We start from the raw sequence: 24,643 nt of genomic DNA on the forward strand, positions 1-24,643 counted from the left end.
TTATAGCTCTATTTTTTGAGAAGTAGCTGCTAGCATTTTTGATCCGTCCAGCGGAACAGATCCATCGAGAATCCAGTAATGATCCTTAATCAGTAAGCTGCCGCCCTGTTCAGTTTGGACATGTACTGGCAATCGGAACGTCATTTTCTTTTTGGTTTGATGTGACAGCTGGCTTTTTGTGCGTAATGTCAGTGCCGCTTTTTGCCTTGTTTCATGTACCGCTCCAGTCATGACATAATTCATTCGGTATGTGTTCTCTGACTTATGCTGATGGGGCATTCTCAACTTCAACGAATGCCGGAAACGAGCCGGAACTTCTGTTGTCCCTCGTGTTCCGCTCAGATAAAACGTACCATTTAATACAAATTCACCATTGAGTAAAATCGGGATATGATCGAAAAAACCCACTCTGCTTCGCAGTGTGAGCCTCCCGTGATGATCATTTTTTTCATGTACATCAGTATGATGAAATGCAGTGAATGTATAAGCCAAATGAGCTGGCTTTAACGTTTCAAGTATTTCTACAATATATCTAGTGTTTTGCAGATCATCTAGGTTCACACGTAAGGCGAAATGATAGCGATTGGTGGTCAGACGGATGATGGCACTTGGATTTTTGAGAAAGCGATTCACCGATTTCTCTAAAGAAAGATACGTGATCGGTGGAATGTTTGACATCATATTGAGTAAGCGTGCTCTGCGAAGTTCAATGGAATCATCTGATTCTCGCTGCACCTTCAGCATTCTTTCCCATCTATTCAATCCCCATGTTGCTGTCAAAGGGAAGAACTGATCCGTTAAATCGAAAATGGATTCATCCAATTGCTCAAACTCTGGCGCTTCTGTTTTGAGCAGGTGATCGACTTCATAAATCTCTGTAAAATATGGCGGCAAGTAGTCTTTCATTTCATCCTGTTTGCTCAATTACCTTCACCTGCCTCAGACGCGGTATCTCAATGTCCTGTAACACTAAGTTTTTTGACTCTCCATTCAATAACACGTTTGCATAATCTGATACACTCTCTGAATGGTACAGAATGTCATTTAATGCGGACATTCGAATGGTACTCTTTTCAAATGCGATTGATTTCAACAGCGCTTTGACCTTTTCTTCTATTTCTTTCTGCGCTCCTTCAAGGGTCCAGTCCATTTGAAGTTCGACGGATACTTCTATGTCAATATCCAGCCATTTGGCACTTTCGACGGTCGCTTTTGAACCGATAGGCGCTTGTCCTTCTCCTTCGCCTGGTACTGGGTCGATGTATTCCTGTACTCTTTTAACAAGAAGATCTGATGCAACATCTAGATTGCCGTCTGTGATGACAATTTTAACCGTTCCTTCTCCATTCCAAAGCGGGAATACCTTCGCTCTGCCAACTCCTGTCACTTCCTCAGCCCATTTTTTATAATGCGCCTTGTTGGCACTGACAGCCTCCCGCCTAGCACGTATTAAGTAACGATCGTATAACGAAGCGTCATCTTCTTCCTCTTGTCCGGGTATCACCAAATCTTTCATGATAATTGATTCTAGCCCCGGGATTGTATCAAGTGAAAGTAGCGGCTGATCTGTTAATTGACCATTGCCGACCCTGCCAAGTGTCTCGCATTCTAGTGTGCCATCAATCGAATATTGGAAATAGACGTCTTCAATAAAAAAACGTGAGCGAGCGGGGATGTTGATATCCTCTGGCTGAATAGCTACGGACCAAACCGCTTTAGTCGCTGGTTTTCTTTCAATTCCTACTTCAGCAGCCCGCCGATCTAGAAATTCTCCTTGAGCTGTATCTGCAAAGACCAGCTCGAATACTTGATCAAGCCAAATATAGGACTGGGCCAATTCAGCGGCAGCAGGTGCCAAGGCATTCCAAATGACACTGTTTTCTCTTTTATCTATGTCATCCGGCAGTCTGTCTAGCATTCTTTCCATTAATGCTTCGTACGTTTGTTCCTCAAACATCGCTCTCCATCACCTCCTCTATTTCTAATGTGCCTTCATCTGTGACAATAGCTAGCTTGACATGAAACGAGTCATTTTCCTTTGTAACCTCTATCTCTTCAATATGATCAATCCGTTCGTCGACAATTAATGCTTCCTCTAGCAGCCTCGGAATCTCCATTTCTTTGTATTCATCCGTGGCTTCTGTATCCGTTAAAAGCTCCTGAATTTCAGTGCCAATGTCGTGGCTGTAGATAGGATGTGCATACCGCTCTGTCCTAAGTGTCATATAAACGAATTGACGAATTGCTTCAATGCCTGAAATGGTTTCACCTGTCAATCTGCCAGTTTCGACATCTATTCGATAAGTCGTCGAGGTTTCCACCTCTTCATCTTCTTCTGTTTCCTCAATTTCTTCCTCTGGTGAAAGTGTCACGTTCATCACCTCCCTTACAATTTGTCGATGATGTAGAAGGATTGCCCTCCTGCCATTGCCAGCACCATAATGCTGTCACCCCTTTTCAGTTCATCTTCCTCACCCTTATTTAGGCGCTTTGGCCAAATCAGTAATTCTTCCGGAATGATCAGTTTATGGTTTTCATTTAACCGGATGCTTACAGGAGAAACTGCCGTGACTTCTCCAACCACCAGATCAATTGGAGAGGCAGCGTCTACAGCATTCACTGCTAATCGTTTAATCGCTTCACTTAACCTCACGCTTGATCACCCTTTGGAATGGAGTTTTTCTCAACGACATCAATTGTCATGGTGTGTTTCACTCCACTAAATTCATGTTTGTCTTGATCGATCCAGTACGTTTTTTTCACGTCGATTTCAGGGATTTTTAAATAGATTGGAAGACCGCTTTGCAGTTCAGGAATGCCTAGCGCTTGGATGCTTTTGACTTCTTGTTTCACACCTTTTTTCTCTGCCAGCCGTACTTCGGCTCTTTTTTGCAGCTGCGGCTGGTTAATTTGCCCTGTAACCGTCTCAACATGCTGTAAAATGCCGTATTTACTCTGACCTGCTTTATCCTGTTCGACCACTACAATCTCTGATTTGCTGCCTTTTTTCTTATTTTTCCCCTGTTCATCTGCAGACGTGCGCAGCTTGACACGAGTGGCTGTTTCTTCAATCGAGGTGCTGTACTGATAGCCAATGAGATTGACACCTGATTCAATGACCCATACGTCCTCTGGATCTGGCCAAGCTCTCAGCCCCATCTTTCCTTTAGCAGAATAGATTTGATAGTTTCTGCCCGTTTGCCGCTTTGTTTCTTTTAATGCTTTCAGAATCATGTCATATAGGCTCGTATCATTTTTAAACACTAGTGATTTGATGACATGACCTGTATTGGCGATAGAGGTCATTGGGATTTGAAAGTCAGCCCCAATCCGTCTCAAGATTTGATCTGCTCTTTGTTTTGAAAAAACATAGACATCTTGGTTTTTCACCAAATATTGAAGCATGTCGTATGCGGTAAAGGTCAGTTTCCCTTCAACAGGCGTCCGAGAAAACACAATGCCTCTGAACAACTCTTTTCCTTTCCATTTAAAAAGAACCGTGTCCCCTTCTGAGACACGGTAATATGTTTGACTGCCTTGCTTAGTGATAATATTTGCTTGAATAGAGCGAGGGGCTTGATACCTTTGCCCCTGAAGTGTCACACTCTCTGTGACAAGCTCATACATGGTGCCGCTTCTGATGGCAAAAAGCTCGATCAATGCCAGCCCCCCTATTGTGGTATTTTTAACCTTTGTCCAGGGAAAATCCAATGCCCCGGCTGCTTAATATTGCGTTTGCTCCGTTTAATCATCGCTAATTTGTTGGCATTCCAAATACGCCGCCATTTTGTACTGTCGCCATAAAACCTTCCTGATATGGCCCATAGCGTATCCCCTTTTTTGACGGTGTACATTTTTGGTGGTGTTTTTGAAGGCCGTTTCTTTTTCGTTTGTTTTGCTTTTTTCTTTCGTTTGATTTTCCTAGGCGATGCGGTTTTGTATTCCTTTAACTCGATCGTAAATTCACGATCGCCAATATCATATGACCCTTCTTTATGGGTGAAGCTTTCAATGCTGCACGTCATATTGATTTTTGTCCCCGTTACAATCAGCCGCACAGACTTCTTTGAACGCATCATTCGTTCTATTTTCGCTATCGCATTCTCCGGTGATGGAATGCTTTTATATTCAGCAATTGGCGAATATTTCTTAGGAAATAATGAAGTGAATGATACTTGCTTAGCCGATGGGACATCAATAAAGGTTAGTTCTCCAAAAGAGGCAACCTTTACCGTTTCATTTTGTACGTTATTTGTGATTTCAAGTTCGGATGGAAGGACAGGGAATCGCAACTTGTCCTTTCCTTGGGAAATCCACAATTGATACACTGATTTACCCATCAATCACGACCCCCTTCGTTCCTGTATGAAGCTCTACTTCCAGTTCATCTACGAGCATTTGTCTAATTTTTTCGACAAGCGATTGCTGATCTTGTCCATTATGGAAATGCTGGTCTCCATTGAATTGAATCGTGATTTGTTTATTACCTGGCGATGCAGTACGACTAGAAGACTGAGCTGAGGTGACTTGCTGCATCTGTGATTCTGGTAAAGGAGCAGATGCATTTGCTGGATCATATACTTGCATCCCAAGTGCCTTGGCTGCCTGCGCTAATAAATACCTTCCGCGAATGCCTCTTTCTTCAGGTATGATCCATTCGCGTTTGTTTCCTTCACCGACTCTAGCAACCTGCTCCTGAGTAATCAGTCCGCCATTTGCGTAGCCCTTATAAGGCCCGCCTCTTCTCATACTTCGTAATCCCGGTGTATTGAAGACTGTTCCATATCTGCCCTTAATGTAGTTAATGGCTGCTACGGCATTATGAATTGGGTTCCAAATGTCATTCATGCCTTTGCCTTTATTGGAGTTAAACGTTGGTCCAATGGTTTGCATTAAGCCTTTAGAAGGCGTTCCCTTCTTGGCGTTTGAATCCCATAAGTTAATTGCTCTCGGATTTCCATTCGATTCATGCTGCGCAATGGTCATCAGACCTGGAAGCCAGTTCATCGATGTGCCAGTTGCCATGAGAGCTGCCATGAGCCATTGCTGAACACTAAGACCTGAAGCCCCCATACCGCTGAAAGCGCCAATTAATGAACCAGCCTGATTTTCAGCAAATTTTTTCACATCCACTGAGTCGAGTCCTTTGACGACACCGATCGATGCGAATTTCCCAAGACTCATCATGACGCGTGAAGGGGAATGAATGTCTAATTCCTCTCTAAACGCCTGCTCTACTTTCTTCGCCATTTCTTTGGCAGCTTGTGTGACTTCACTTGCTTTTGAACGCATGCCGTTGTTAAAGGCATCGATCATTCCTGAGCCCCAGCCCGGTGATTCTTGTTTTGCTTGTAGAAATGGTTGTTTGATGTGCTGATCTACGTATTGGCTAGTACCAACTGATGTGGCATTTTGACCTGTGGAAAAACCACTAACCGTTCCAGAACCCCAAGTTGGTGATGCTGTCATCACTTGTTGGTATGGTGCTTTTACACGACTTTGCAAAAAGCTGTCTGTTCCTGTTGGTGTCACCTGCTGACCATTCGCAAAAGCAGCAACTGTTTGCTGACCATACTTACCTGAGTCTGAGGTCAATTGACCAAAAGGCTGCTGAATATTCTTTTGTTTCCATTGATCAAGTGTAATCACTTTTTGATTTAATCCTTGTTCAAAATCCTTATTAAATTGCTCGCCTATGCTGGAGGCTTGAATGTTACCAGTCATCGAGACCGATCCGTCTATTGAACCGACAGAAGATGATGAAGCTACTGCTGTAGGAGCTGGAGAACTTGATACTTGATTTCCAGCTGCTCCGCTTGGCATAACAGACATTCCAAGATGAGAAGCAGCCTGAGCAAGCAGCATCTTCCCGCGTCCTCGGTTATTTTGAGTTGGAATGACAAATTCGTTACCTGCTTCACCGACCCATGATAGGGTTGGCTGGGTGATATAGCCGCCTGTGGCATTGTTATCGGGTTTTTTCTTCCCAACAATCCAATTGATGACTACATCTACAATACCGCCTGCTTTGTCAAAAATCTTTTTAACCCAACCAAACGCTGCAGAAAACCCATCACCAATAGCTTCTGCTACTTTTACAATCGGCTTTTGAATGTTGTCCTCAAACCATTTGGATAATCCATCCCATATATCTGTCACCAATTTATACGCTTCTTCAAACTTTTTACCGAAACTGTCTTTAATGGTTCCTACCGTATCTACAAGTGGATTCCACACATTTTCCATAAACCATGTCGATACAGCTCCAAAGATTAATTGTATCTTTTTCCATGCATTTGATAATGCTGTCCAAATCCCTGTAGCGACTGTAACAACTGCACTGCTCAGTGGTGTCCAAACGTTTTCAATAAACCAACCCGCCACTGCACTGAACGTTTCTTGAATCCATGTCCATGCATTGACTAGGCTTGACCAGATGGTCGTTGCTACCGTAACGACTGTGTCGCTGAGCGGTGTCCAAACGTTTTCGATAAACCAGCCTGCTACTGCACTAAATGTTTCTTGAATCCATGTCCATGCATTGACTAGGCTTGACCAGATGGTCGTTGCTACCGTAACGACTGTGTCGCTGAGCGGTGTCCAAACGTTTTCGATAAACCAGCCCGCTACTGCACTGAAGGTTTCTTGGATCCATGTCCATGCATTGACTAAACTTGACCAAATGGATGACGCTACTGTGACAACCGTACTGCTTAATGGTGTCCATACATTTTCTGTGAACCAAGCCGCGACTGTTGACCAAACTTCGACAATTTGATTTTTGATTTCAATGGCTTTTTGGCCAATCTTTTCAAATCCGCCGCCATCAAACCATTTTCCAATTGTTTCACCGATAGATTCTCCGCCCATACTTCCCGCGATGCCGCCTACTAGACCGCCGATGGCTGTACCTATCCCCGGGACTACGCTTCCAATAGCTGCACCTGCTGCAGCACCTGCCATTCCGCCGGCGATGCCGCCTCCAGTCGTACCAATCTTTTCACCAGCATTATCTTTGTTCATACCGATTAGATTTGTTGCACTAAGTGCACTTCCTAGAATAGGTACTTTCTTTAATAACTTGCCGCTTCCTTTCCCTATACTTTTCATCGCTTTCCCTAATCCACTTAACCCCTTGCTACCTTTCACTAAACCCGTCAGTCCACCAGCTGAAGCTGCGATACCCGCACCTTTCTTTAGTCCATTAGGGATTTTTCCAAATAATTTACCTGCATTAGTTTTCAATTTCCCTAATCTACTTTGAGGTCTTCTATTCAATTCGGCTCTTGATGCAGCATTTGGATTACTTGTCTGTCTTGGTGAGCGACCATTTCGATTTTTAGTTTTCGTAGAACCTCCCCTGCTTAAACCTCTTGCACAACAGGGGCAACAACTATTGCGAAACAAGCCTTTTCCACCTCGTGACTGAGGTTTCGTTTTGGGAGCTGGATTTGAAGGTGTTGATGTTGGCGCTGTTGTTGGTGCTGTTGTTGGTGCTGTTGTTGGTGCCTGAGTGGTACTTTCACTTGATTGATCACTTGCACCTAAGAACCGATCTAATACATTAGTCACCAATTGATCTAGTTTTTTTTCAGGATTAAATTTAATTTTCTCTTTAATTCTTCCGATCACATCTTGCTTGTACTCTTCTATTTTATTTTCAACCCAAGGAAGTGCCTTTTCATCCCAAAACTTTCTAGGACTCAATTTTTCCTTCACTTTATCTGCAACGTCACCTGCATATTTTTGAATTTCACTTAATCCCTTATTGGCAAGGTTCTGGATCCAGCTCTGTTTAGGATCTTCCGTTTTCACTGACGGACTAACAGCCTCAGGTTCTTTTTTTATGTTTTGTTCTTTCACAACTGACTCTGCTTGATCTCGTTTTTTCAACTTACTCTTTGCATTGTCTTGAACAGACACTCTGATTTCGTGTTTAGACATCGTCAAACTTTTGAGTGTCTTTTTGATTCGTTGAATTGCAGCGGTGGCTTGGTCAACCATGTTTAATCTCATATAGTACGTTCTGTTCATGAGCTGATAGATAGATTTTTTTACCTCTGACATTTTACCTGACAATTGATCGTTTAGCTTAAACGTCAGCATAATGGGGTTTGTTCCCGCTTGCTTTAAACGATTTAAACTGGATTTCATGACATCTAGCCCCTTCGCTTGAATGGATATGACCAAGTGATTTGGGAGCATATTTAACTGATTGTTTAACGCTTTAAGATCACGAAAGATTCCTTGATCCAGTCTCATGGAAATCATTGACATTTCCCGAAGCGATAAACTGAAGTTTTTTAATTTCTTGTCATCTATATCCAGGTTTATTTTCACCGGTTTTCTAAATGGTTTGAGCTGCTTCTCAAACGTTTGAAATCGTTTTTGTATTCGCAGCAGCTTCATCGATACTTTGTCTTCTAATTCAAATCGTGCAGTGAGTTTCGCCAATTATTTCCCTCCTTTCTTTGCTTCTTTTTCTAGCATGTCTAGCTTGTAGCTGATGAGTCCGAATAGGAGTGCTTTGAACGGTCTTGGTGATTCGTATAAATCTAGGAGTTCAGATGGGGAGTAGTGAAGCTCGTGCATGGCGTAATATAAAAACACGGCTTCTTTATCCCCATCTTTTATTAGTTTTTTGCTGCTTCTTCTAAATCTTCAATTTCGTCTTCAAATCCGTTGATTTCAATGGCCTTGTTTAACCAGTTTGCGTATTCACCCCCGACAGATAATACACGTTTTGCGACTTCAACTGGATCTTGTGTGCTGTAGGCTTCTCTTAGTTCCTTCGAGCGGAAATCTGGATAAATAGTCGATTCAATGGCAATACGTGCGTAGAAGCGCTGGCTGTCTAAGTCTTTCACACGGCCTCTTCCTTTGACATTTTTGAAGGTCGTGTTTTCTTTTTCCAGTTCATCAATGCGTTCAGTTGTAATGGCTTTAAAGACAAAAGGAATGACATTCCCTTTTTTATCAACAAAACGCTTAGAGATTGGCACTTTGACCTCTTCCGCTTCTACTGTTTGTCCTGGCATAAAAAATGAAAGATCAAATGTTTGTTTTTCGCTCATGTTTAAAAACTCCCTTTGTTATGTTTTTTTAATGCAAAAAAGCACATCCATTTTTGAATGTGCTTTCCAATCTTTTCATGTATAATTTAAATTGTACAATTGAACGGCTAGCTCAAGGGTGTCTGGCTCATCCCCCGATAGGAAGGGGGTGATGCTCATGTCAACATTTCAAGCACTAATGTTAATGCTTGCTTTCGGGTCATTTATCATAACCCTGTTGACGTATATAGACAAAAAATAGACTCCCCCTTGAGCTTTGGTAGGTAAAAGGGAAGTCTATCCTAAAGTATCCTATTCGATTAGCCAGCCCCTTGAGGGCCAAATTGTACATTGCCGGGATGTTGACGCATCCTGGCTTCTTTTTATTTTATGCAAAGTACTTTGCATGTAAACATATTTCTAAGAAACTTTTTGGGGTTACACAGTAACTCTTTTGTAGCTACCCTGTAACTATGAAAAATTATACCATACCGTTGAATAAAATAAAAACAACATATATTTTCGTCACTTGTCTGCCTTTTGTTCATTAAAAGGAATTCTTCAGCTTTTCAGGAAGATCAAAGTCCTCGAACGTAAACGGCACTTCTTCTTCAAGTGCTTCTGAATCGACATCCAGTCCAGCAATTTTAGCTGAATCGAAGTTGACATCAAATAATGTTACGCGCTCAGTACCTCGGCCTGATGATTTATCGTCAATCACCGCTTGAAGAGTGAAATAAGGATCTTCCCCTTTTCTCACATAGTTGAGCATTAATTGAACGAAACGAGATGTAACTTTATAGAATGTGGCCGTTCCTGTTCCATTTGCTCCTGTTGTTTTATGACCAGTCATTCGGCGGCCCATCACGTTGACTTCTGATTTGTTTTTCTCCACGTTTGCTTCAAACGTTTTGATAAAGGCAAGCTCCTCACCTTCTAAGAAAAGACGACCCTCTTTACCTGAAATTGTATTTTGCGCTTTAAAAGCCATCTTACTTCACCTCCACATTGAAATAGAATTTTTCTGCTGCATCTACTGGTTGAACAGCTAGATCGATGATAAAACCATCACGATCTTCATTGAGACCGATGACAATATCTGTTTCTGAGTTAAAGCCTGTAATGCCGCTGCCATCTTGAAGCTGTGTGAGATACTGTGTAATCAGTGTTTTCACAAGCTGTACTCCATCATCAGATGCTGGAATGTCATTGCCATTGGCTTTGCGTAATTTAATCAGATTTTTTAATTCAAACGTTAAATCATTGTTGATGGCATCAAGCACACGAATGATTTTATTTTTCGCCATTTGCTGATTCTTTTCAGCTGTGAAGCTTGTTAAAGAGTTAATATCTTTTTCAACACTCACCGTGCGGTCTCTCGCATCAAATGTGAAGAGGAACTCCCCTTGGGATAATCGGTATTCTACTTGATCATTATCAAGGCGTTCTAATGTATCTACTGCTCCTTCGTATTCAACAAAGGTGAGTGACTGATTGAAGTTTGCACCTGCACTTGCTCCTGCAACCCAAGCTGTTGTTTGAGCAGGTGTTAGTTCTGTTCCATCTTCCAGCACAACACCACTTGTCACATTGATAATGCCTTCTTGGTCAGCTGCATAGTTCGCGACAACGCCTTGCACCTTACGTCCTTGCTTATCACGTAGACGCTCGATAAATGAAGCGAAGGTTGCTTTTAATTGCTCACTATTATCGACTGGGAGCGCAATGACATCAAAGTATTCTGTTTCTGCTGCTTCTAGAAAAGCTGTATAATCTGCGACACTTGCCACACCGTTTTTCCCGCCGCTTAGTGCCACACCAGCTGTGATAACTGCTTCACCTTCACCAGAAAATTGAACATATTTGTTTTTCACAAGATCTTTGACATCCGTCACAATCTGCTTATCCACAATATCTATGCCAAGATAAGTAATGACGTCACGTTTTGTGCTGTCGAGTACATTTTCTGCCACTTGGATGGTGATCTCATTTCCCTTTAGCCCTCCATAATTGGCTGTGGCCACAAAGTTTTCTGAGATTTCAGCTTTGGCTGGCTCCCCTTCGTTTAGACGGTAAAGCAAGACCGTTTGCGCTTTTTTCTTTGCTTCACGGAAAAGAAGAAGCGACTTGTCATCAATATTGAGTCCAACCTTTTTATTTAAGTCTTCCATATTGGAAACGGAAATAAAGTTTTTTGGTTCTCCCCAGCTCATCACAAGAGGAAGTGCCACCGTACCTCGATCACCTAAAGTAATTCGCTGCTCTGCTGTTGTTTTAAAATTAAAGTAAATGCCAGGACGCTTTTTCTCTGTACCTGGTGTAAATGTGCCTCCGTTCATCCTTTAAACCTCCTTGGACAAAAAAGCATCAATGTGCTTTTTCGCTTCTGTTTTTGTAATTGGTTGATGTTTGATATAAAAAAGAGCACCTTCAAGGATTTCTGGTTTAACCCCAAAAAGATCCTTACTGTGCTCCTTTAAGGCTTCAAATGAAAAGCCAAATTCTTTTTCTTCGCCAGCTGTTTGGGCAGGCTCTGCTTTTTTAGTCTTGCTCACGTTTGATCACCCCATCTGAAAAATTGATGTCTTCAAGGCTCGGTTGTTTGTCTCGGTTGTACCAATAACTGCTATCCCACGTCAGGACAATCGCTGCTACGCCTTGATCTAACATTCTGGTTTCCACTCTTTTTATGCGGACATAATCATCAAGCACCTCTCCATCTGCACTCATCATCTGAATCATTTGACGATCAGCAAGCAATGCATCAACAATGATTTCTGCCGCGTCATGCGCTTTTTCTGAATTTATATGAAACACTTTCACTTGCAGCGAATAAGATTTCATAAACGTAGATACCGTATCTGGACCGCTGATCACTGTTACGGGCGGCACATAAACAGATGGTACTTGAAAATGCTCTGGCAAAAGTCGATCATACATTGTTACAGGAAAGTGTGTGTAAATATAATGCATGATTGCCCCGACTTCTTGATTCATTTCATCACCTCCCAAAATGTCGATCGAACCAGCTTTGAAGCTTTCGATCCAGCGACTGCTCAAACATTTGCTCATAGAGCATGACAGCATGATCCCAGTAGCCATTTCCATCTATCCATTGAGAAGCAAGCATCATTCCTGTCTTTGCATTCGGATCATATTCAAAGCGGCTGCCAGCCCACCTGCCAGGCACCCATCTTCGCTCTCCACTTGAAGAAGTAGCATGTCCATCATTGACATAGGAGGCATACTCAAGCTGGGTTCCCACTTCAAGCGTGAGACCACCTTTTGACATGAGAAAGTGATTCTCCTTGTCTCCTTGCGTAAAGGAGCTTAGAAGCCGGCCTGTATCGACAGCATTCTCCTTGATTAGCTCATCCTGAATGATGTCCAAAAGCTCTAAACCCATGTCCTCTAGCCAATCTTGATATTCTGCCTTTAAGCCGCCGGAACACGCTGTTTCCAGCTGTGAAAGCAGCCGGTCAAGTCCATCAATTTTCATAGATTTTCCTTCCTGACTGCCATCACTTCAATGTGATGTTTTTTCACTATTTTGGGCTGCTGCAATTTAAGTGAGACGCCGTTCCACACCATTTTGTCATGCAGGCGAATATCACTCGCTAAAGGAAAATGGACAAGATAGGACTGATAAATCACTGTATTCGGCTCTTCTTGCACAAGTGACTGATTCTTTTCTATGACATAACAAGCCAGTTCTGTCAGGCTAGGTGCATCAGGATAGGAAAGAGTCATTTGTAAGTCATCAGCTGGAATCCCGAATTTTCCTCGTGAAGCCTCCTGATGTTCAATGTGAAAAAGATCACAGCGGTCTGTTAAGAGAGATTGATAACTCATAATGATCTCACCTTTAATTTGGTACTGCCGCGAGTTAATGATGGTTCAATGTAATCGACAAGCAGGGCATATACGTAAGGTTTGCCTTTCACTTGATCAGCTGCCTTCGCATATGAATAATCACCCATTTTCTCTGACGTAAAGCCTTTCATCATAGATTCATCATCATTCAGCATGGCAAAATATTGGGCCATTTTTAATAAAGCGATTCTTGCTTTTTCAGGGAGGGGCTGATATTTTCCGCTTGAGAAATCATGACCTACGATCTGAAATACCGCAGCTTCTGCTTCGATAATATCTGCTGTCAGTCTTTCTAATGATCGATTTTTCACACGCTCAAATACAGAATAGGCTTGCAGTTCTTCAGGAGAAATAATCATGGCCTGCCGTCACCTACTCTTTCACTTTCATTACTTTTGCTACAGCATCCTCTTCCTCAAATTTGCTGTCTAGCTTCGCTGTCAGAACAATAATAAATTTCCGGCTGCGAATATCTTTTTCTACTTCAATTCGAATATGACGAGAAAAACCTACGATAATATTTTTAGGGTGCGTCAGCAAAATATCTGATACGTCTGTTCCCGCTTCGTCATATGGCTGCATATTGGCAAGGCCTTTGACCGGCACACCGAATGCAGAAGAAAGTCCGCCTTGAATCACCGCATCTCCGAGAGTTGTCTGACGGTTTGCTACTTGATCCTTCCACTCCACCTCTAAACTTGGGGATGTGTAGAAACGGAAATCCTGAGGTACACGTAAATATTTTGACGGCATCGCTTTATAGGCTTGCTTCAACATTTGGCGGCTAATTTCCGCTCCATTTGCATCCACAATATGAGATACTGCTTGTTTTCTCACGCCATCCATTTGGGCTAAAAACGGGTCTGTTGAAGTCGTATCCCCATTGACGATGAGCTCTTCAATATCAACTGCTGCTCGTTCAGCCAGCATTTGCATAATTGTCTGCTGAATTCCGTCTTTTTCAATATTGTTTTCAATGCTGTCGTAGGTCATATGAATTTCTGCAATGACCTCTTTTGCATTGAGCTGGACAGTGCTTGTCGCTGGGACAACACGGTCTTTCGCATCAAGCGCTTGGCCTTCTTCTGCTGGACGCAAAATACGCTGTCCAAAACCAATTTTTTCAATTTTTTGTGAATCACTTTCCATCGGAATGATGCGTGCATCATTTAAAACGGTTGGTGTGTTTTGCATCATTCTAATGAATGTGTTGGATTGGGTTGCGTTCATGAGACCGCCGGTTTTTAAGCTGGCAAGTGTCATTTCAGCCTTGCGAATCAACTCTTGATTTCTCACACTGTTTCCTCCTTATTTCGGCTTATAGTAAGCCATCCCATATGGGTTTTGTCGTGTTGTTTTGTGTATCGTGGATTGTTTGTTTTGATATGCCCCTTGCCTTTTCGAGCATGTGAATCCGCTCTGAAATAGGCAAAAGCTGCTGCTCAAGCACTTCCTGCATCGCTGCTTTTTCTCTGCTGGCTGATTTCTCTAAGGAAGAGAGCTGATGTTGAATCGGTGCAACGACTTGTTCGAGCACTTTTTGGACAGGTTCTTCCCCTGTTTGTTCTGTTTCCTGTTGTTCAGCCTGCTGTAAGACGTTTTCGATGGCCTTTTTTGCTTTTTCGAGCTCTCGCACTTGATCCGTCGTCAAAGTGGCCTCTTCTTTTTGTACATCTTCTGGCCTTTCACCAATCGTTTGAAGTACATCCTCTGTCTTCAGGATGTCCTGCACGATTGGAATGAGCTGTTCTAAGGCCGCTCTTACATCCGCCTCATCACCATCACTTGACTGTAAGGTTTCCAGCAGATGGTCTAAAACGTTCCAAAATGGTTGTGACATGTTTGCACCTTCCTCTTTTAAAAAGAAATTTTTCAGCAAAGAAAAAAGCCCTCTCTCATTTGTGTCTTGAGATAGAAGCTGATCTTGTTCTTCTATGGCGACGATGTCCGCCGTTCCAGCCATGGAATAGCCTGTAATGTGGCCTTTTTGAATTTGATCCCAAATCTCTTGGGAAGCCTTTGTCACAAGCACCCAAGATCCTTTGCGAATCAGCTCCCCGCCCACTTCAACATCAGCCGGAGCAATATATGATTCAACCACTTCGCCAACACCATCCTGAAAATCATGCTGCTTGTCAATATGACGTGCATCCTTCATAAAGCCGTGTGCTGCTCTTTCAATTTCCTTGGCTGTCATAAAGTCTTGATGTGCATCAGGCGTATTCGGCTCATACACGACACCGTACACGAGGCGATGAGCATCTTCTGCCTTTGTCAGGACACTGACCTCCTTTTGAAAGTCAGGCCGCTTTTTCTTTGCTTTCATCAAAAAGAATTTCTTCTTGTTCGCTGCTTTGTCCACGTAGGAAACATGCGTAATTTTAGCGTTTTTTAGTTCTCTTGGCATATGTTCACCCCCTTTCAAAAAAGCGCACCCGCTTCTGTTTATTTCGTCAGCTGGTCCGGCTCTGGTTGAGGCTTTTCTTCAGCTGATTTCATGCGGCTTTCTAAAGGTCGGTGATACAGTTCCTCAGGCCATTCCTCTAGCGTTTTCCCAAGAATTCTTCCTGCTAGATCGCGCAAATCGTTAGGTGACACTGCCCCCGCCTGAATAAATGGCGTCAGTACCTTCGCAATCTCTAATGGGTCTCTAAAATCAGGACCATTTAATAGAAAACGGACATGCCACATATCAAGATCTGGCAGGAAAAGAGTATTGAGTTTTCCTGTGATGAGGTGCCGTTCTGGCTGAAATACCTGCTCTTCTGTTGTTTTACGCGCTGTATCTGCCGTCGCTTTGTTATAGTCTTGAGACTCACCTGTGTAAATTGGCGGCAGACGAAACGCAGAACGGATTTTGTTTCTTGTTTTTTCATCGTATTCTAAAAAGAGCGCATCTTCTTGCAGGATCTCGGCTAGAGATTTGAAGTTTACTTTGACATTTGAGACATCTTCTTCTCCCGTTAACCCTTTTTCTGTCGGCAGACCTTCAACTTCAAGCAATAGAAATTTATGCGCGTGATCAGATCCTTCAATATCATCCATATAGTCTTGAAGCTGCTGATAAGAGGATTCTGACAACATGCCATTTTCGACAATGATGGCACCTGGTACATGCCGCCCTTGTTTAAAATAAAGATAGTTCAGTTCCTCTGCCTTGCGTGCTCCGTACATATTGACGATGTTGCCAATCCAGCGGGGAATCCCATACGTTCCACTGCCAATTTTGAAATGAATCACTTCTGTTGCGCGAAGCGGCTCTGGTGTGGTGTCATCGTACTTGCCTGTTTCACAGTTCAAAATGCGCGGATCACCATACTCCTTAAAGAAGACTTTCTTTTCGTTGATCACCTGCACATATTTGCGGAATCTTTTCTTTCGATTCATTGTCTTTAATTCGCCATTTTCTGTGTAGCTGAATTCGACATCGACTGGCTCACTAAGCTTGCAAATGCGGATATGAAGCGCATCTAAATACTCAATTCCAGCTGGCTTTCCTTGTCCATCTCTCAGCACCTCTAAAAAACCATTGCCCGTTTTCTCTCGGTCTTCCAGGACATAGCCAAGAATCACATCAGCGGACTCATCATAGTTCATGTACTTCGTAAACTCTTCAAGTCTTGTCCATTCCTTTTCTGCGGCTTTCTTTTTTGCCGGTTTTACACCTTCTGCATTAAAGTCAAAGGCGTATTCCACCCCAAATCCAAAGCCTAAAATATTCGTTTTGTACGCATCAATACATTGCTGAAGAATGGTTGAATACTCTGCCATGCTTTTTAATTCATTGATGTTGTATGGCGGGGGAACAATGTCATCTTTTTCATAGGAAAATTCATCTGCATACATTTGTTTTGTATGATCAGACATGTTTGCCTTCATAATCGTTGCTTTCAATTGTTTCATTGTACGGACCTCCTCTCTCTGTTTGGACGGACACGCTCTGAGGCGGTCTGTTTCAAATCCGTCACTTCATAGTCATCCAGCGCATACCAGATGGCTGATAATGTGTGTGGGTCGATTTGAAATGCATCTTCCTCTAAACGTCCATCCTTATCTGCCTTATAGGTCAGTGATTGAAGTTCATAGATTGTGTACGGACAAGCATCAGAGCAAATGATTTTCTTAAACCGTTTGATCTTTTTTGTATACTGCAAACGCGAGCCTTGGAACTTATGTGCTGCCACCATTTGAAATCCACGCTGCCGAAAATAGTGAATGGTTTTAGGCTCTGCTGCATCGGCTTTGATGAGTTCCTTTGATTCAATGAACTCTTTTAGGTCAACAGCTGTTTCATCATCTGTTTTCCCGCGATCGTAATATTCCCAGTAAATATATAAGTACTTTTTTTCATGGTCGACGGCTAATCGAATGAGCGCATTGTATGATTCAACAAATCCAAAATCCATGCCTGCTCGTTTTAGCGGCCGGTCCATCTGCTGAATCGCTTCTAATACATCAGCATGATTTCTTACCTCAAATTGAGGAAAAACCTTTGTTCCATTGATCCCAAAATAGCCCTTCCTCGCAATTCGATAGAGGTCTGGGTCGTATTCTTTCAGCTCATCCAGCTGCTTCACATAGCTTTTAGGGAGAAATAGGTTATCTTCCGCTGTGGAGTGATGATAGTACGTATCCTTGATCACAACGGTGCGCTTTTTGTATAAGGTTTCGTCATCTAGGACAAATCGCTTCAGCTGTTCATCTCGAAAAAAATGTCTGTACGTCCAATTATCTTGACCAACAGGATTGGTCGATAACATCATATAAAGCGGTAAAGACGGGTGCCTCAGCCTTCCAAGCAGCTCTTTAAAGCCTTCATAAGAAACCTCTGAACACTCCTCAATCCAAATAATCGAGATGTTGTTAATCGATTTTAATTTCTCAGGCTTGTCCAGCCCTTTGAATAAGATGCTGCTGCCATTTCGAAACGTCAAGGCAAGCGGCGAACTGCGGCACTTCACCACATGATCGATGCCAAGATCGCTGACGATCTCTTGTAATAGAGAAAAGGTTGATTCGCGGTGCGTATCATAGACTTCTCGAATGACAAGTGCTGTCCGTTTTTCTTCCAGCAGCTTTAAAATGAGTTTTAATGCAATGTGATAGCTTTTAGAGGAGCCGTAACCGCCTACTAAAAATTGAAACTTCTGATTCCAATCGAATAGAAAATGTTCAAAGTGAGGATTGACTTCTTTTTCAATCAATGACGTCATGAGTTATCCTCTTTTCGCTTGATCATGATGTGAAGATCTTCCTCTTTTTCTTCGCGCACTGCTTTTTTTGTTTTTTCGATGGTCAGTTCAATTTGCTTTAGTCTTAATCTTCGTTCATCCTTCGCATGTGCAAGCTCTTCAAACTGTTTAATGAGACGCCTGAGCTCTCCCATTGCACGAGATTGGGCATTTAAAAAGGTAGCATGCCGATCCCATGAAAATTGAAACGAATATTCTTCTGTGCTGATTTCTTGTTCTGACTGAATGCCTTCTACTGTTTCTTCTAATGAAGAAGGCATGTATGCCGCCTTTTTCAGCTCTTTGATCATGTCATCTTGATCTGACACATACATGATTCGCTGTGCCCGAATAATGGCAGCATATTGAATTTGAATTTGATCCCAGATTAAATCAAGGGATGTACGCCCGCCCATTTTCTCCATGATTTCAATTGTTTCATCTGAAAGAAACTGATTGAAGATCGAGTGTGCCTGCTTTGACGAACCTTTTTGCCTTTGCCATCCGTATCGTCTTTTCCATGATTTCACGGTATGGATTGAGACATTGTAATAATCAGCAATTTGCTGGTACGTCATCCCTTTCATATAATCTTGCTTGGCTCCTATCCGTTTATCTTTCATTTACATTCACCTGCCGCCTCCTTTTAATTCGAACGATTTCCTGTGAAGGAATCATTTGTGTAGGGCTAGCAAACATCCGTTTGGTCTTTCTAACTATAGGTGGCAACTGTAAGACAAGTGCTGCTCCATTTATTTTGTAAAAGAAAAAACGCCTATTCAGCTGCTTCGAATAGGCGTTCTTGTACTTTTTTGGACATCTTTGTCCGAGCTCTCTCCATATGTTTTTGGACAGTTCCTTTTTTCACATCCAGCATAATCGCAATCTCGCTAAACGATAATCCTTGCGTTGTGTGCATGAAGAATACGTCCTTTTCTCGGTCCGTTAAAACGGACAAGGCTTCATCAATTCGTTTCTTGTCCCGCTCACTGAATTCTCTTTCATTTTCTTGGATAAGTGTATATTCATGTGATAAAGCCTCTAACACTTCTGGATTTGCCAGGATGGTACGCTGATAGACTGAACGTCTGTCTAATCCTCTGCGTGCGCCTGGCTGCCTGCCAATTTGAAGCCATTCCACGACATATTCGAGATCGCTGACCATACTAGCGATAATTTTTTTATCATGCTTCTCTTGATCTGACAGCTGTTTGTCTTCTTTTTCTCTAAATGGTTCATATCTTTTTCTAGCATCCTTTAAAGCTCGTTTGTATTCGATGAGTAAATCTTGCATGCTGGCTCTCTCCCTTTTTTAAGAAAATAAAAAACGGACACCAATCAGTCCCCTTTTCATAGGGTCTTGATCAGTGTCCGCAGGCTTTCCGTCTTGGACGTATGATGTTGTGATCTATCCAGTAATCTAGCTGATTTTAAAACCAATCTCGTGATCTACTCTTGCAAAATGACCTTTTGCCGTTTGTATAATGGTTTTTCCATGTTCAGGTACATCTATCTGATAAGCCGTTCCTACATTCCCATCTAACACGATGACTTGGATTTTTCCTGTTTCCATCTCACCGACAAATGTCTGGTTTTCTTGAATGAATAATTGTTTTGGCTCGTTCATATGCTTGTCTCCTTAATTGGTGAGGACTTCGTGCCATCACCTATCGTATTTAAAATGATTTCAATTCTTGGACGCATACTATAAAACTGGGAAACTCTTAAATCAACGATCTGTAGAGGGGCCCTATCCGCAATAGAATGAAGTGCTTCTTGAATATGGTGTAGCCGTGGCTGAAAGATGCTGACGTTCACTGGGCGTATCAAACCTTTTTCTGCGTATGTACGCTTGATTTGACAGTCAGCTATGTCAAGCGGCATGTCGTCAAATAAACGAATCTCGAGTGATAGTGCGCCTTTTATTTTCTGCGGGCATTGCGCTTTTGCAGCTGCTCGTATTCTTTTTATCAATGTATCTTTTATGAACAATAACTCTGTCTCAATGATGAAATGGATGACCATGTTATGATCTCCCGTCATCCTTTTCCCACTGACGAATGTCTTGTTCGTTTTTACTCGCTTTTAGCAAGCATTTGAGGATTCCCATGATTTTCTTCCATCGTTTCATGTCGTCTTGATTCCTCCTTTTTTGCTTCAGCGAGCTTTTCCGCCAAGAGGGTCATGTATGTTTGCTTGTCTTCTGATGTGGAAAAAACAAACACCGGTTTCTGGTGATGAAAGGTCATCCAGCCACCGGCTTGGACTAAACAAAGCTGCGCTTCCTTTCTGGCATCAAACGTCATCTGATGTTTCATCTGCTTCAAATCCCTCCACACTCTCCTCAGTCTCTGCTTGATACCCATAACGTGTCATGTCATATGACCAGAAGCTTTTTGGATATCCAAAGTCATTTATCTGCGCTACCATTGGATGTTCAATATTCATTTTGTTCGTCTCCCCTTTTCAAATAATTGCTCTTCCTTCAAAGAATTACTCATTTTGTGTAACTTTTGATCAAAAAAAAGCTCTTGAACACCCCTATTTAGCAAATCCACAATATGCTTTGCTATTTCTAAGCTGGGCTTCGTTCTGCCCATTTCTATATTTGCGTAGCCGCTCGTGTACTTATACCCTAACTTTTTTGCCATATAGGTTTGTGTTTTCCCTTGTAAAATGCGTTCTTCTCGTAAATTTTCAAGCTTCATCTTTCCACCTCTTACTCAATATGTGTAAGTTATATTCATTATGATAATATACACAAAACGAGTAAGTCAATCATTTTTTATTCTTTTTGTGTAATTATTTATCTTTTCCGTGTAATTCATGATAAAATTTACTCATAACATGAAAAAAGGTGTTTCCAATGGATAATTTGACTGGAAAGATTTTAACTGAATTAAGAGAGAAGCATGGATGGAGCAAGTCTACGGTTGCTAAAAAACTCGGATTAAAGGCGATGTCCACTTATGCAAATTGGGAATATGGCTTGAGAAAGCCCGACGGTGAAATGATTGTGAAAATCGCCGAATTATATGGGGTCTCAACGGATTATCTTCTCACAGGTAAGGACAAAGGCGGAACTGATGCCGACCTTGCAGACGATCCAGATTTGCAAATTGCGTTTAAGGCTGCCTCCGATTTTTCCGAAGAAGCACGAAGACAAACCATCGATTTTATTCACTACATTAAAGAAAAAGAGAAACAAAAGGGCCGTCAGCCAAAACAGCGAGACGACGATTGAACATCTCTTTTCATAAAGCTTTACATTGCTGGGATGCACCCAGCTTTTTTTATGCCTCTTTTCCCCCTAAAAAAGAGAGACCTCATGAATAATATGTGACAATCTTCACCATAAATACTCTTTTTTTCATATATTTTAATTGACATATAATACTATTATTATTAATATATGTATATACCAAAAAAAGGAGTGTTACCGATGAAAAAATTAATGAAAGCTTGTACATTGTCTTTAGCTGCTTTAGCTGCTCTAGGTGCTCTTACGTTCTTCCAAACTGAAGGTGCTCATGCAGCTGCCCAGCCAAAAGAACCAGTCATAGCAAAAGCTCCTATTATGAATAAAGTGATTACAGTGAACCGCACGCTTACTGTAGGTTCGTCAATCGCCGTCTCTCTTCCAGCCAGCCAAATTTCTGTGTCTGGCGCAACATATGCCATTCAATTAGATCAAACAGCTCCGAACTTCACTTGGATTCGTGCGGTACAACGCGGATCTGTCACAGTTTCTTACTATAATTCACTAGGCGAGCTTGTGATTAACTATATTACTGTTCGATAAGCTATAAAGTTTTACATATAAAAAGGCGATGATTTCATGATCATCGCCTTTTTATATGTCTTCAAGTATTTTTGTAGACTTCATTTATCCAATGCTTGCCAATGACTATCTATTATGTTAACTTTTAATAAAAATAAGTTAACATAATGAGAGGAGCTTATGATGGGAAAACACATATCTTTGTCTTGGGAAGCGATAGCAGAGAAAGCGCTGAAAAATGAACGGATCACGCTGCAAGAAGGTCTAGATATTCTTGAAACTGACGATAGAGAATTATTATCTATCATGCATGCAGCCTACCAAGTACGATTTCATTTTTTTCAAAATAAGGTGAAATTAAATATGATTTTTAATGCAAAAAGTGGTTATTGCCCTGAAAACTGCGGTTATTGTTCACAGTCGATCATTTCAAAAGCACCGGTTGAACGATATACAATGCTTGATCAAAAAACGATTGTGGCTGGCGCGCGTGAGGCGCTCAAGAGAAAAGCGGGGACTTATTGTATTGTCGCGAGCGGGAGAGCACCTTCTCACAGAGAATTAGATGAGGTGACCGCAGCAGTAAAAGAGATCACTGAGACCATGCCTTTGAAGGTGTGTGCATGTCTTGGGTTATTAAATGAAGAAAAAGCAAAGCGGCTGAAGGAAGCAGGGGTTCATCGGTACAATCACAATATCAATACACATCAAGATCATCATGCTCACATTACGACAACTCATACATATCATGACCGTTTGTCGACCCTTGAGGAGGTCAAACAGTCGGGCATGTCTCCTTGCTCAGGGGTTATCATTGGAATGGGTGAAACCAACCAGCAAATTGTTGAAATGGCTTTTGCGCTCAGAGCCATTGATGCGGATTCCATTCCAGTCAACTTTCTTCATGCAATCGAAGGAACACCACTTGAGCATCAAGAACGAACACATCCGATCAAAGCATTGAAAGTGTTGGCACTCATGAGGTTTGTCAATCCAACCAAGGAAATTCGAGTATCTGGAGGCAGAGAGTTCAATTTACGGACGCTTCAGCCGCTTGCCCTTTATGCCGCAAATTCCATTTTCGTAGGCGATTATTTAACAACAAAAGGTCAGCAGGTTCAAACGGATCATCACATCATTGAAGATTTAGGTTTTGACATAGAAGAATGTGCGTTATAAAAAAAGTCTGCCGGTGAATCGGCAGACTTTTGACAATAAGATTAGAATCTTTTATGGAAATCAACAGTGCCGCTTCCTTCCTCACGGTCAAAGCTGCCAACAAATGTCCAGTTAATATAGCCGCCGTCACCATTATTGACGAACGTCCCATCTTCAAATACCCAAATACCAAACGTAATCCCATCATATTCAACACTATCATAGTAAACCACATTGTTCAGTCCGCTAAAGTCATGATCTTGGCTTAAGTTTTGGACAACGACGTTATAGTTTTGACCTGCTTCATAGAAGGCGCTGTACGCCGCATTTTTTACGAATCCATCACGATTTTGAGATGATTTTACTGCTTGTTCAATTTTATCGGCAATGGCTACTGGATCAATCGAGACACTTCCATCAACACCTGTTGTCGTTGCAGCTTCAGCCGTTTGACCAAAAGTCGTAAGAGATAGAGGGGCAGCAACCATTGACGTAGCGATCACAGAACTAACAAAAAATTTTCTTGTTTTTCTCATTACTTCTAACTCCTCCTTTAATTGGTATGTTTATGTACTACCCCTTCTCCTGTCTCTTAAACACTAATTTATGAAAAAAACTTCTTTTTCTACCAATTAAGAGGTTGATTTTACTGTTTAAAAGAGTTAAAACAACAAAAAACTACTCTTTAATAAGAGTAGTTTTCAGCATTACATGAATAGGATAAATAAAATCACACCTAGGATTATTCGGTATATTGCAAAAGGCACCAGTTTGATTTTATTGATCAGTTTTAGGAAGAATCGAACAACGAAGAGAGCCACAACAAATGCACTCACAAACCCGACGATAAAGAATGGCAGCATGTCTGTTGTTAAATATTCGGCATTTTTCACAAGTGTTAAAAAGCTTGCGCCCGCCATAATCGGCATCGCCATGATAAATGTAAAGTCAGCTGCCGCACGGTGATTCAAACCAAGAATAACCCCACCTGCGATCGTCGAACCCGAGCGAGAGAAGCCTGGCCATAACGCCAAACATTGAAACAGTCCGATATAAAGCGCCTGTTTGTACGTCATGTTATCGACAGAGCTTGTTTCTGTTTTACGTTTATTGATCCAGTCAGCGACAAGCATCAGCACTGCGCCTAAAATCAAACCGACTGCAACTGTTCTCACATCAAACAAGTATTTATCAATATAATCTTCAAATAAGAATCCTAAAATGACGGCTGGGACGAGTCCTACTGCGATTTGAGCAATGGTCAGTTTATGCCCGCTGCGCTTTTGTTCTTCAGTGATATTTTTCTTTAATCCTAACAAGTTCAAAATCCGATCCTTGAACACAATCATGACAGCTAAAATAGAGCCTAACTGAATCACGACTTTAAATGTGTTTGCCGCCTCTGGCGTAATGATTTCCTTTGATTTTAACCATAGATCATCGACAATGATCATGTGACCTGTAGACGAGACAGGTGCATACTCTGTTAATCCTTCGACAATTCCTAAAACCAGTGCCACGAATAAATCCCATAGATTCATGATTTT

General features: G+C 41.9%; 33 protein-coding genes. 4 read left to right on the plus strand and 29 right to left on the minus strand.

Annotated elements, in window-relative coordinates; all coding sequences use genetic code 11:
• The 9 genes from MHH68_RS14070 to MHH68_RS14110 are packed head-to-tail and all read right to left on the minus strand — an operon-like array spanning nucleotide 1 to nucleotide 9,074.
• Nucleotides 1-924 (minus strand): YmfQ family protein, encoded by a 924-nt coding sequence (locus MHH68_RS14070; protein ID WP_169055573.1) that lies wholly within the window; start codon nucleotides 922-924, stop codon nucleotides 1-3.
• Nucleotides 908-1,957 (minus strand): baseplate J/gp47 family protein, encoded by a 1,050-nt coding sequence (locus MHH68_RS14075; RefSeq protein WP_339163644.1) that lies wholly within the window; start codon nucleotides 1,955-1,957, stop codon nucleotides 908-910. The genes MHH68_RS14070 and MHH68_RS14075 overlap by 17 nt, the downstream gene beginning before the upstream one ends.
• Nucleotides 1,950-2,372 (minus strand): DUF2634 domain-containing protein, encoded by a 423-nt coding sequence (locus MHH68_RS14080; protein WP_339163646.1) that lies wholly within the window; start codon nucleotides 2,370-2,372, stop codon nucleotides 1,950-1,952. The genes MHH68_RS14075 and MHH68_RS14080 overlap by 8 nt, the downstream gene beginning before the upstream one ends.
• Nucleotides 2,373-2,386: 14 nt before the next feature.
• Nucleotides 2,387-2,653 (minus strand): DUF2577 family protein, encoded by a 267-nt coding sequence (locus MHH68_RS14085; protein ID WP_061409428.1) that lies wholly within the window; start codon nucleotides 2,651-2,653, stop codon nucleotides 2,387-2,389.
• On the minus strand, nucleotides 2,650-3,660 hold the full coding sequence (locus MHH68_RS14090; RefSeq protein WP_339163649.1) for a phage portal protein: 1,011 nt from the start codon (nucleotides 3,658-3,660) through the stop codon (nucleotides 2,650-2,652). Before MHH68_RS14090 ends, MHH68_RS14085 begins: the two co-directional genes overlap by 4 nt.
• A gap of 11 nt (nucleotides 3,661-3,671) precedes the next feature.
• A complete protein-coding gene (locus MHH68_RS14095; RefSeq protein ID WP_003213616.1) occupies nucleotides 3,672-4,340 on the minus strand; it encodes a LysM peptidoglycan-binding domain-containing protein in 669 nt (222 codons plus the stop codon).
• Nucleotides 4,333-8,409 carry a transglycosylase SLT domain-containing protein gene (locus tag MHH68_RS14100; RefSeq protein WP_339165802.1) on the minus strand — a complete coding sequence of 1,359 codons (4,077 nt, stop codon included), beginning with the start codon at nucleotides 8,407-8,409 and terminating at the stop codon, nucleotides 4,333-4,335. The genes MHH68_RS14095 and MHH68_RS14100 overlap by 8 nt, the downstream gene beginning before the upstream one ends.
• 45 nt (nucleotides 8,410-8,454) lie before the next feature.
• A complete protein-coding gene (locus MHH68_RS14105) occupies nucleotides 8,455-8,592 on the minus strand; it encodes a hypothetical protein (protein ID WP_088002055.1) in 138 nt (45 codons plus the stop codon).
• A gap of 41 nt (nucleotides 8,593-8,633) precedes the next feature.
• Nucleotides 8,634-9,074 (minus strand): phage portal protein, encoded by a 441-nt coding sequence (locus MHH68_RS14110; protein WP_012011040.1) that lies wholly within the window; start codon nucleotides 9,072-9,074, stop codon nucleotides 8,634-8,636.
• Between the two features lie 151 nt (nucleotides 9,075-9,225).
• Here MHH68_RS14110 and MHH68_RS14115 point away from each other — a divergent pair, with 151 nt between their 5' ends.
• A complete protein-coding gene (locus MHH68_RS14115; protein ID WP_080772987.1) occupies nucleotides 9,226-9,315 on the plus strand; it encodes a putative holin-like toxin in 90 nt (29 codons plus the stop codon).
• A gap of 285 nt (nucleotides 9,316-9,600) precedes the next feature.
• Here MHH68_RS14115 and MHH68_RS14120 read toward each other — a convergent pair whose 3' ends face one another.
• From MHH68_RS14120 to MHH68_RS14205, 18 genes are all read right to left on the minus strand, one after another.
• On the minus strand, nucleotides 9,601-10,044 hold the full coding sequence (locus MHH68_RS14120) for a phage tail tube protein (RefSeq protein WP_058013848.1): 444 nt from the start codon (nucleotides 10,042-10,044) through the stop codon (nucleotides 9,601-9,603).
• Nucleotide 10,045: 1 nt separating this feature from the next.
• Nucleotides 10,046-11,392 carry a phage tail sheath family protein gene (locus MHH68_RS14125; RefSeq protein WP_339163653.1) on the minus strand — a complete coding sequence of 449 codons (1,347 nt, stop codon included), beginning with the start codon at nucleotides 11,390-11,392 and terminating at the stop codon, nucleotides 10,046-10,048.
• Between the two features lie 3 nt (nucleotides 11,393-11,395).
• Nucleotides 11,396-11,608 carry a hypothetical protein gene (locus MHH68_RS14130; RefSeq protein ID WP_003212736.1) on the minus strand — a complete coding sequence of 71 codons (213 nt, stop codon included), beginning with the start codon at nucleotides 11,606-11,608 and terminating at the stop codon, nucleotides 11,396-11,398.
• A complete protein-coding gene (locus MHH68_RS14135; RefSeq protein WP_339163655.1) occupies nucleotides 11,595-12,050 on the minus strand; it encodes a phage portal protein in 456 nt (151 codons plus the stop codon). The genes MHH68_RS14130 and MHH68_RS14135 overlap by 14 nt, the downstream gene beginning before the upstream one ends.
• A 4-nt stretch (nucleotides 12,051-12,054) precedes the next feature.
• Nucleotides 12,055-12,552, minus strand: coding sequence for an HK97 gp10 family phage protein (locus tag MHH68_RS14140; protein WP_268497646.1), 498 nt, complete (start codon nucleotides 12,550-12,552; stop codon nucleotides 12,055-12,057).
• Nucleotides 12,549-12,905: a YqbH/XkdH family protein gene (locus tag MHH68_RS14145; RefSeq protein ID WP_339163659.1), complete on the minus strand. Its 357-nt coding sequence runs from the start codon at nucleotides 12,903-12,905 to the stop codon at nucleotides 12,549-12,551. The genes MHH68_RS14140 and MHH68_RS14145 overlap by 4 nt, the downstream gene beginning before the upstream one ends.
• A complete protein-coding gene (locus MHH68_RS14150; RefSeq protein ID WP_339163662.1) occupies nucleotides 12,902-13,285 on the minus strand; it encodes a DUF3199 family protein in 384 nt (127 codons plus the stop codon). The genes MHH68_RS14145 and MHH68_RS14150 overlap by 4 nt, the downstream gene beginning before the upstream one ends.
• A 13-nt stretch (nucleotides 13,286-13,298) precedes the next feature.
• Nucleotides 13,299-14,222: a phage major capsid protein gene (locus MHH68_RS14155; protein WP_061409438.1), complete on the minus strand. Its 924-nt coding sequence runs from the start codon at nucleotides 14,220-14,222 to the stop codon at nucleotides 13,299-13,301.
• A gap of 22 nt (nucleotides 14,223-14,244) precedes the next feature.
• Nucleotides 14,245-15,333 carry an XkdF-like putative serine protease domain-containing protein gene (locus MHH68_RS14160; RefSeq protein ID WP_339163665.1) on the minus strand — a complete coding sequence of 363 codons (1,089 nt, stop codon included), beginning with the start codon at nucleotides 15,331-15,333 and terminating at the stop codon, nucleotides 14,245-14,247.
• 38 nt (nucleotides 15,334-15,371) lie between these two features.
• Nucleotides 15,372-16,829 carry a phage portal protein gene (locus MHH68_RS14165; RefSeq protein WP_061409440.1) on the minus strand — a complete coding sequence of 486 codons (1,458 nt, stop codon included), beginning with the start codon at nucleotides 16,827-16,829 and terminating at the stop codon, nucleotides 15,372-15,374.
• Nucleotides 16,826-18,127, minus strand: a complete 1,302-nt coding sequence (locus MHH68_RS14170; protein ID WP_161808667.1) for a PBSX family phage terminase large subunit — start codon at nucleotides 18,125-18,127, stop codon at nucleotides 16,826-16,828. Before MHH68_RS14170 ends, MHH68_RS14165 begins: the two co-directional genes overlap by 4 nt.
• Nucleotides 18,128-18,135: 8 nt before the next feature.
• Nucleotides 18,136-18,780 (minus strand): phage terminase small subunit, encoded by a 645-nt coding sequence (terS, locus tag MHH68_RS14175; RefSeq protein WP_058013837.1) that lies wholly within the window; start codon nucleotides 18,778-18,780, stop codon nucleotides 18,136-18,138.
• Nucleotides 18,781-18,932: 152 nt separating this feature from the next.
• Nucleotides 18,933-19,451, minus strand: coding sequence for a sigma-70 family RNA polymerase sigma factor (locus MHH68_RS14180; RefSeq protein WP_061409446.1), 519 nt, complete (start codon nucleotides 19,449-19,451; stop codon nucleotides 18,933-18,935).
• Nucleotides 19,452-19,577: 126 nt separating this feature from the next.
• Nucleotides 19,578-19,784 (minus strand): XtrA/YqaO family protein, encoded by a 207-nt coding sequence (locus MHH68_RS14185; protein ID WP_012011053.1) that lies wholly within the window; start codon nucleotides 19,782-19,784, stop codon nucleotides 19,578-19,580.
• Complete coding sequence (locus MHH68_RS14190; protein WP_339163668.1) at nucleotides 19,781-20,182, minus strand: holliday junction resolvase; 402 nt, start codon at nucleotides 20,180-20,182, stop codon at nucleotides 19,781-19,783. Before MHH68_RS14190 ends, MHH68_RS14185 begins: the two co-directional genes overlap by 4 nt.
• Before the next feature lie 50 nt (nucleotides 20,183-20,232).
• Nucleotides 20,233-20,475, minus strand: a complete 243-nt coding sequence (locus MHH68_RS14195) for a hypothetical protein (protein ID WP_244270758.1) — start codon at nucleotides 20,473-20,475, stop codon at nucleotides 20,233-20,235.
• Nucleotides 20,453-20,605 (minus strand): hypothetical protein, encoded by a 153-nt coding sequence (locus tag MHH68_RS14200; protein ID WP_169055588.1) that lies wholly within the window; start codon nucleotides 20,603-20,605, stop codon nucleotides 20,453-20,455. Before MHH68_RS14200 ends, MHH68_RS14195 begins: the two co-directional genes overlap by 23 nt.
• Nucleotides 20,602-20,865 (minus strand): helix-turn-helix transcriptional regulator, encoded by a 264-nt coding sequence (locus MHH68_RS14205; RefSeq protein ID WP_339163671.1) that lies wholly within the window; start codon nucleotides 20,863-20,865, stop codon nucleotides 20,602-20,604. The genes MHH68_RS14200 and MHH68_RS14205 overlap by 4 nt, the downstream gene beginning before the upstream one ends.
• Nucleotides 20,866-21,023: 158 nt before the next feature.
• On the opposite strand from MHH68_RS14205, the gene MHH68_RS14210 reads away from it, so the two are divergent.
• The 3 genes from MHH68_RS14210 (at nucleotide 21,024) to bioB (ending at nucleotide 23,117) form a co-directional block, all read left to right on the plus strand.
• Nucleotides 21,024-21,401: a helix-turn-helix transcriptional regulator gene (locus tag MHH68_RS14210; RefSeq protein ID WP_003213241.1), complete on the plus strand. Its 378-nt coding sequence runs from the start codon at nucleotides 21,024-21,026 to the stop codon at nucleotides 21,399-21,401.
• A gap of 198 nt (nucleotides 21,402-21,599) precedes the next feature.
• Complete coding sequence (locus MHH68_RS14215; RefSeq protein ID WP_339163676.1) at nucleotides 21,600-21,959, plus strand: hypothetical protein; 360 nt, start codon at nucleotides 21,600-21,602, stop codon at nucleotides 21,957-21,959.
• Between the two features lie 162 nt (nucleotides 21,960-22,121).
• Nucleotides 22,122-23,117 (plus strand): biotin synthase BioB, encoded by a 996-nt coding sequence (gene bioB, locus MHH68_RS14220; protein ID WP_058013833.1) that lies wholly within the window; start codon nucleotides 22,122-22,124, stop codon nucleotides 23,115-23,117.
• Between the two features lie 41 nt (nucleotides 23,118-23,158).
• On the opposite strand, the gene MHH68_RS14225 is transcribed toward bioB, so the two are convergent.
• Both MHH68_RS14225 and MHH68_RS14230 read right to left on the minus strand, forming a co-directional pair.
• The gene (locus MHH68_RS14225; RefSeq protein WP_339163680.1) at nucleotides 23,159-23,632 is read right to left on the minus strand and encodes a stress protein; all 474 of its coding nucleotides are present in this window, start codon (nucleotides 23,630-23,632) and stop codon (nucleotides 23,159-23,161) included.
• 171 nt (nucleotides 23,633-23,803) lie between these two features.
• Complete coding sequence (locus MHH68_RS14230; protein WP_034660680.1) at nucleotides 23,804-24,637, minus strand: undecaprenyl-diphosphate phosphatase; 834 nt, start codon at nucleotides 24,635-24,637, stop codon at nucleotides 23,804-23,806.
• Between the last annotated feature and the right edge of the window lie 6 nt (nucleotides 24,638-24,643).

Origin of the sequence: Bacillus sp. FSL K6-2841, assembly GCF_037976435.1 — a bacterium.
GTDB lineage: Bacteria > Bacillota > Bacilli > Bacillales > Bacillaceae > Bacillus > Bacillus pumilus.

Bases quoted from the DNA above. Each gene is read 5' to 3' on its own strand.
- MHH68_RS14075 (WP_339163644.1), bottom strand. From the start codon at position 1,957: ATGTTTGAGGAACAAACGTACGAAGCATTAATGGAAAGAATGCTAGAC.
- MHH68_RS14095 (WP_003213616.1), bottom strand. From the start codon at position 4,340: ATGGGTAAATCAGTGTATCAATTGTGGATTTCCCAAGGAAAGGACAAG.
- MHH68_RS14100 (WP_339165802.1), bottom strand. From the start codon at position 8,409: ATGAAGCTGCTGCGAATACAAAAACGATTTCAAACGTTTGAGAAGCAG.
- MHH68_RS14105 (WP_088002055.1), bottom strand. From the start codon at position 8,592: ATGCACGAGCTTCACTACTCCCCATCTGAACTCCTAGATTTATACGAA.
- MHH68_RS14110 (WP_012011040.1), bottom strand. From the start codon at position 9,074: ATGAGCGAAAAACAAACATTTGATCTTTCATTTTTTATGCCAGGACAA.
- MHH68_RS14115 (WP_080772987.1), top strand. From the start codon at position 9,226: ATGCTCATGTCAACATTTCAAGCACTAATGTTAATGCTTGCTTTCGGG.
- MHH68_RS14120 (WP_058013848.1), bottom strand. From the start codon at position 10,044: ATGGCTTTTAAAGCGCAAAATACAATTTCAGGTAAAGAGGGTCGTCTT.
- MHH68_RS14125 (WP_339163653.1), bottom strand. From the start codon at position 11,392: ATGAACGGAGGCACATTTACACCAGGTACAGAGAAAAAGCGTCCTGGC.
- MHH68_RS14135 (WP_339163655.1), bottom strand. From the start codon at position 12,050: ATGAATCAAGAAGTCGGGGCAATCATGCATTATATTTACACACACTTT.
- MHH68_RS14140 (WP_268497646.1), bottom strand. From the start codon at position 12,552: ATGAAAATTGATGGACTTGACCGGCTGCTTTCACAGCTGGAAACAGCG.
- MHH68_RS14145 (WP_339163659.1), bottom strand. From the start codon at position 12,905: ATGAGTTATCAATCTCTCTTAACAGACCGCTGTGATCTTTTTCACATT.
- MHH68_RS14150 (WP_339163662.1), bottom strand. From the start codon at position 13,285: ATGATTATTTCTCCTGAAGAACTGCAAGCCTATTCTGTATTTGAGCGT.
- MHH68_RS14160 (WP_339163665.1), bottom strand. From the start codon at position 15,333: ATGCCAAGAGAACTAAAAAACGCTAAAATTACGCATGTTTCCTACGTG.
- MHH68_RS14165 (WP_061409440.1), bottom strand. From the start codon at position 16,829: ATGAAACAATTGAAAGCAACGATTATGAAGGCAAACATGTCTGATCAT.
- terS (WP_058013837.1), bottom strand. From the start codon at position 18,780: ATGAAAGATAAACGGATAGGAGCCAAGCAAGATTATATGAAAGGGATG.
- MHH68_RS14180 (WP_061409446.1), bottom strand. From the start codon at position 19,451: ATGCAAGATTTACTCATCGAATACAAACGAGCTTTAAAGGATGCTAGA.
- MHH68_RS14185 (WP_012011053.1), bottom strand. From the start codon at position 19,784: ATGAACGAGCCAAAACAATTATTCATTCAAGAAAACCAGACATTTGTC.
- MHH68_RS14190 (WP_339163668.1), bottom strand. From the start codon at position 20,182: ATGGTCATCCATTTCATCATTGAGACAGAGTTATTGTTCATAAAAGAT.
- MHH68_RS14195 (WP_244270758.1), bottom strand. From the start codon at position 20,475: ATGAAACATCAGATGACGTTTGATGCCAGAAAGGAAGCGCAGCTTTGT.
- MHH68_RS14200 (WP_169055588.1), bottom strand. From the start codon at position 20,605: ATGAATATTGAACATCCAATGGTAGCGCAGATAAATGACTTTGGATAT.
- MHH68_RS14205 (WP_339163671.1), bottom strand. From the start codon at position 20,865: ATGAAGCTTGAAAATTTACGAGAAGAACGCATTTTACAAGGGAAAACA.
- MHH68_RS14210 (WP_003213241.1), top strand. From the start codon at position 21,024: ATGGATAATTTGACTGGAAAGATTTTAACTGAATTAAGAGAGAAGCAT.
- MHH68_RS14215 (WP_339163676.1), top strand. From the start codon at position 21,600: ATGAAAAAATTAATGAAAGCTTGTACATTGTCTTTAGCTGCTTTAGCT.
- bioB (WP_058013833.1), top strand. From the start codon at position 22,122: ATGGGAAAACACATATCTTTGTCTTGGGAAGCGATAGCAGAGAAAGCG.
- MHH68_RS14225 (WP_339163680.1), bottom strand. From the start codon at position 23,632: ATGAGAAAAACAAGAAAATTTTTTGTTAGTTCTGTGATCGCTACGTCA.
- MHH68_RS14230 (WP_034660680.1), bottom strand. From the start codon at position 24,637: ATGAATCTATGGGATTTATTCGTGGCACTGGTTTTAGGAATTGTCGAA.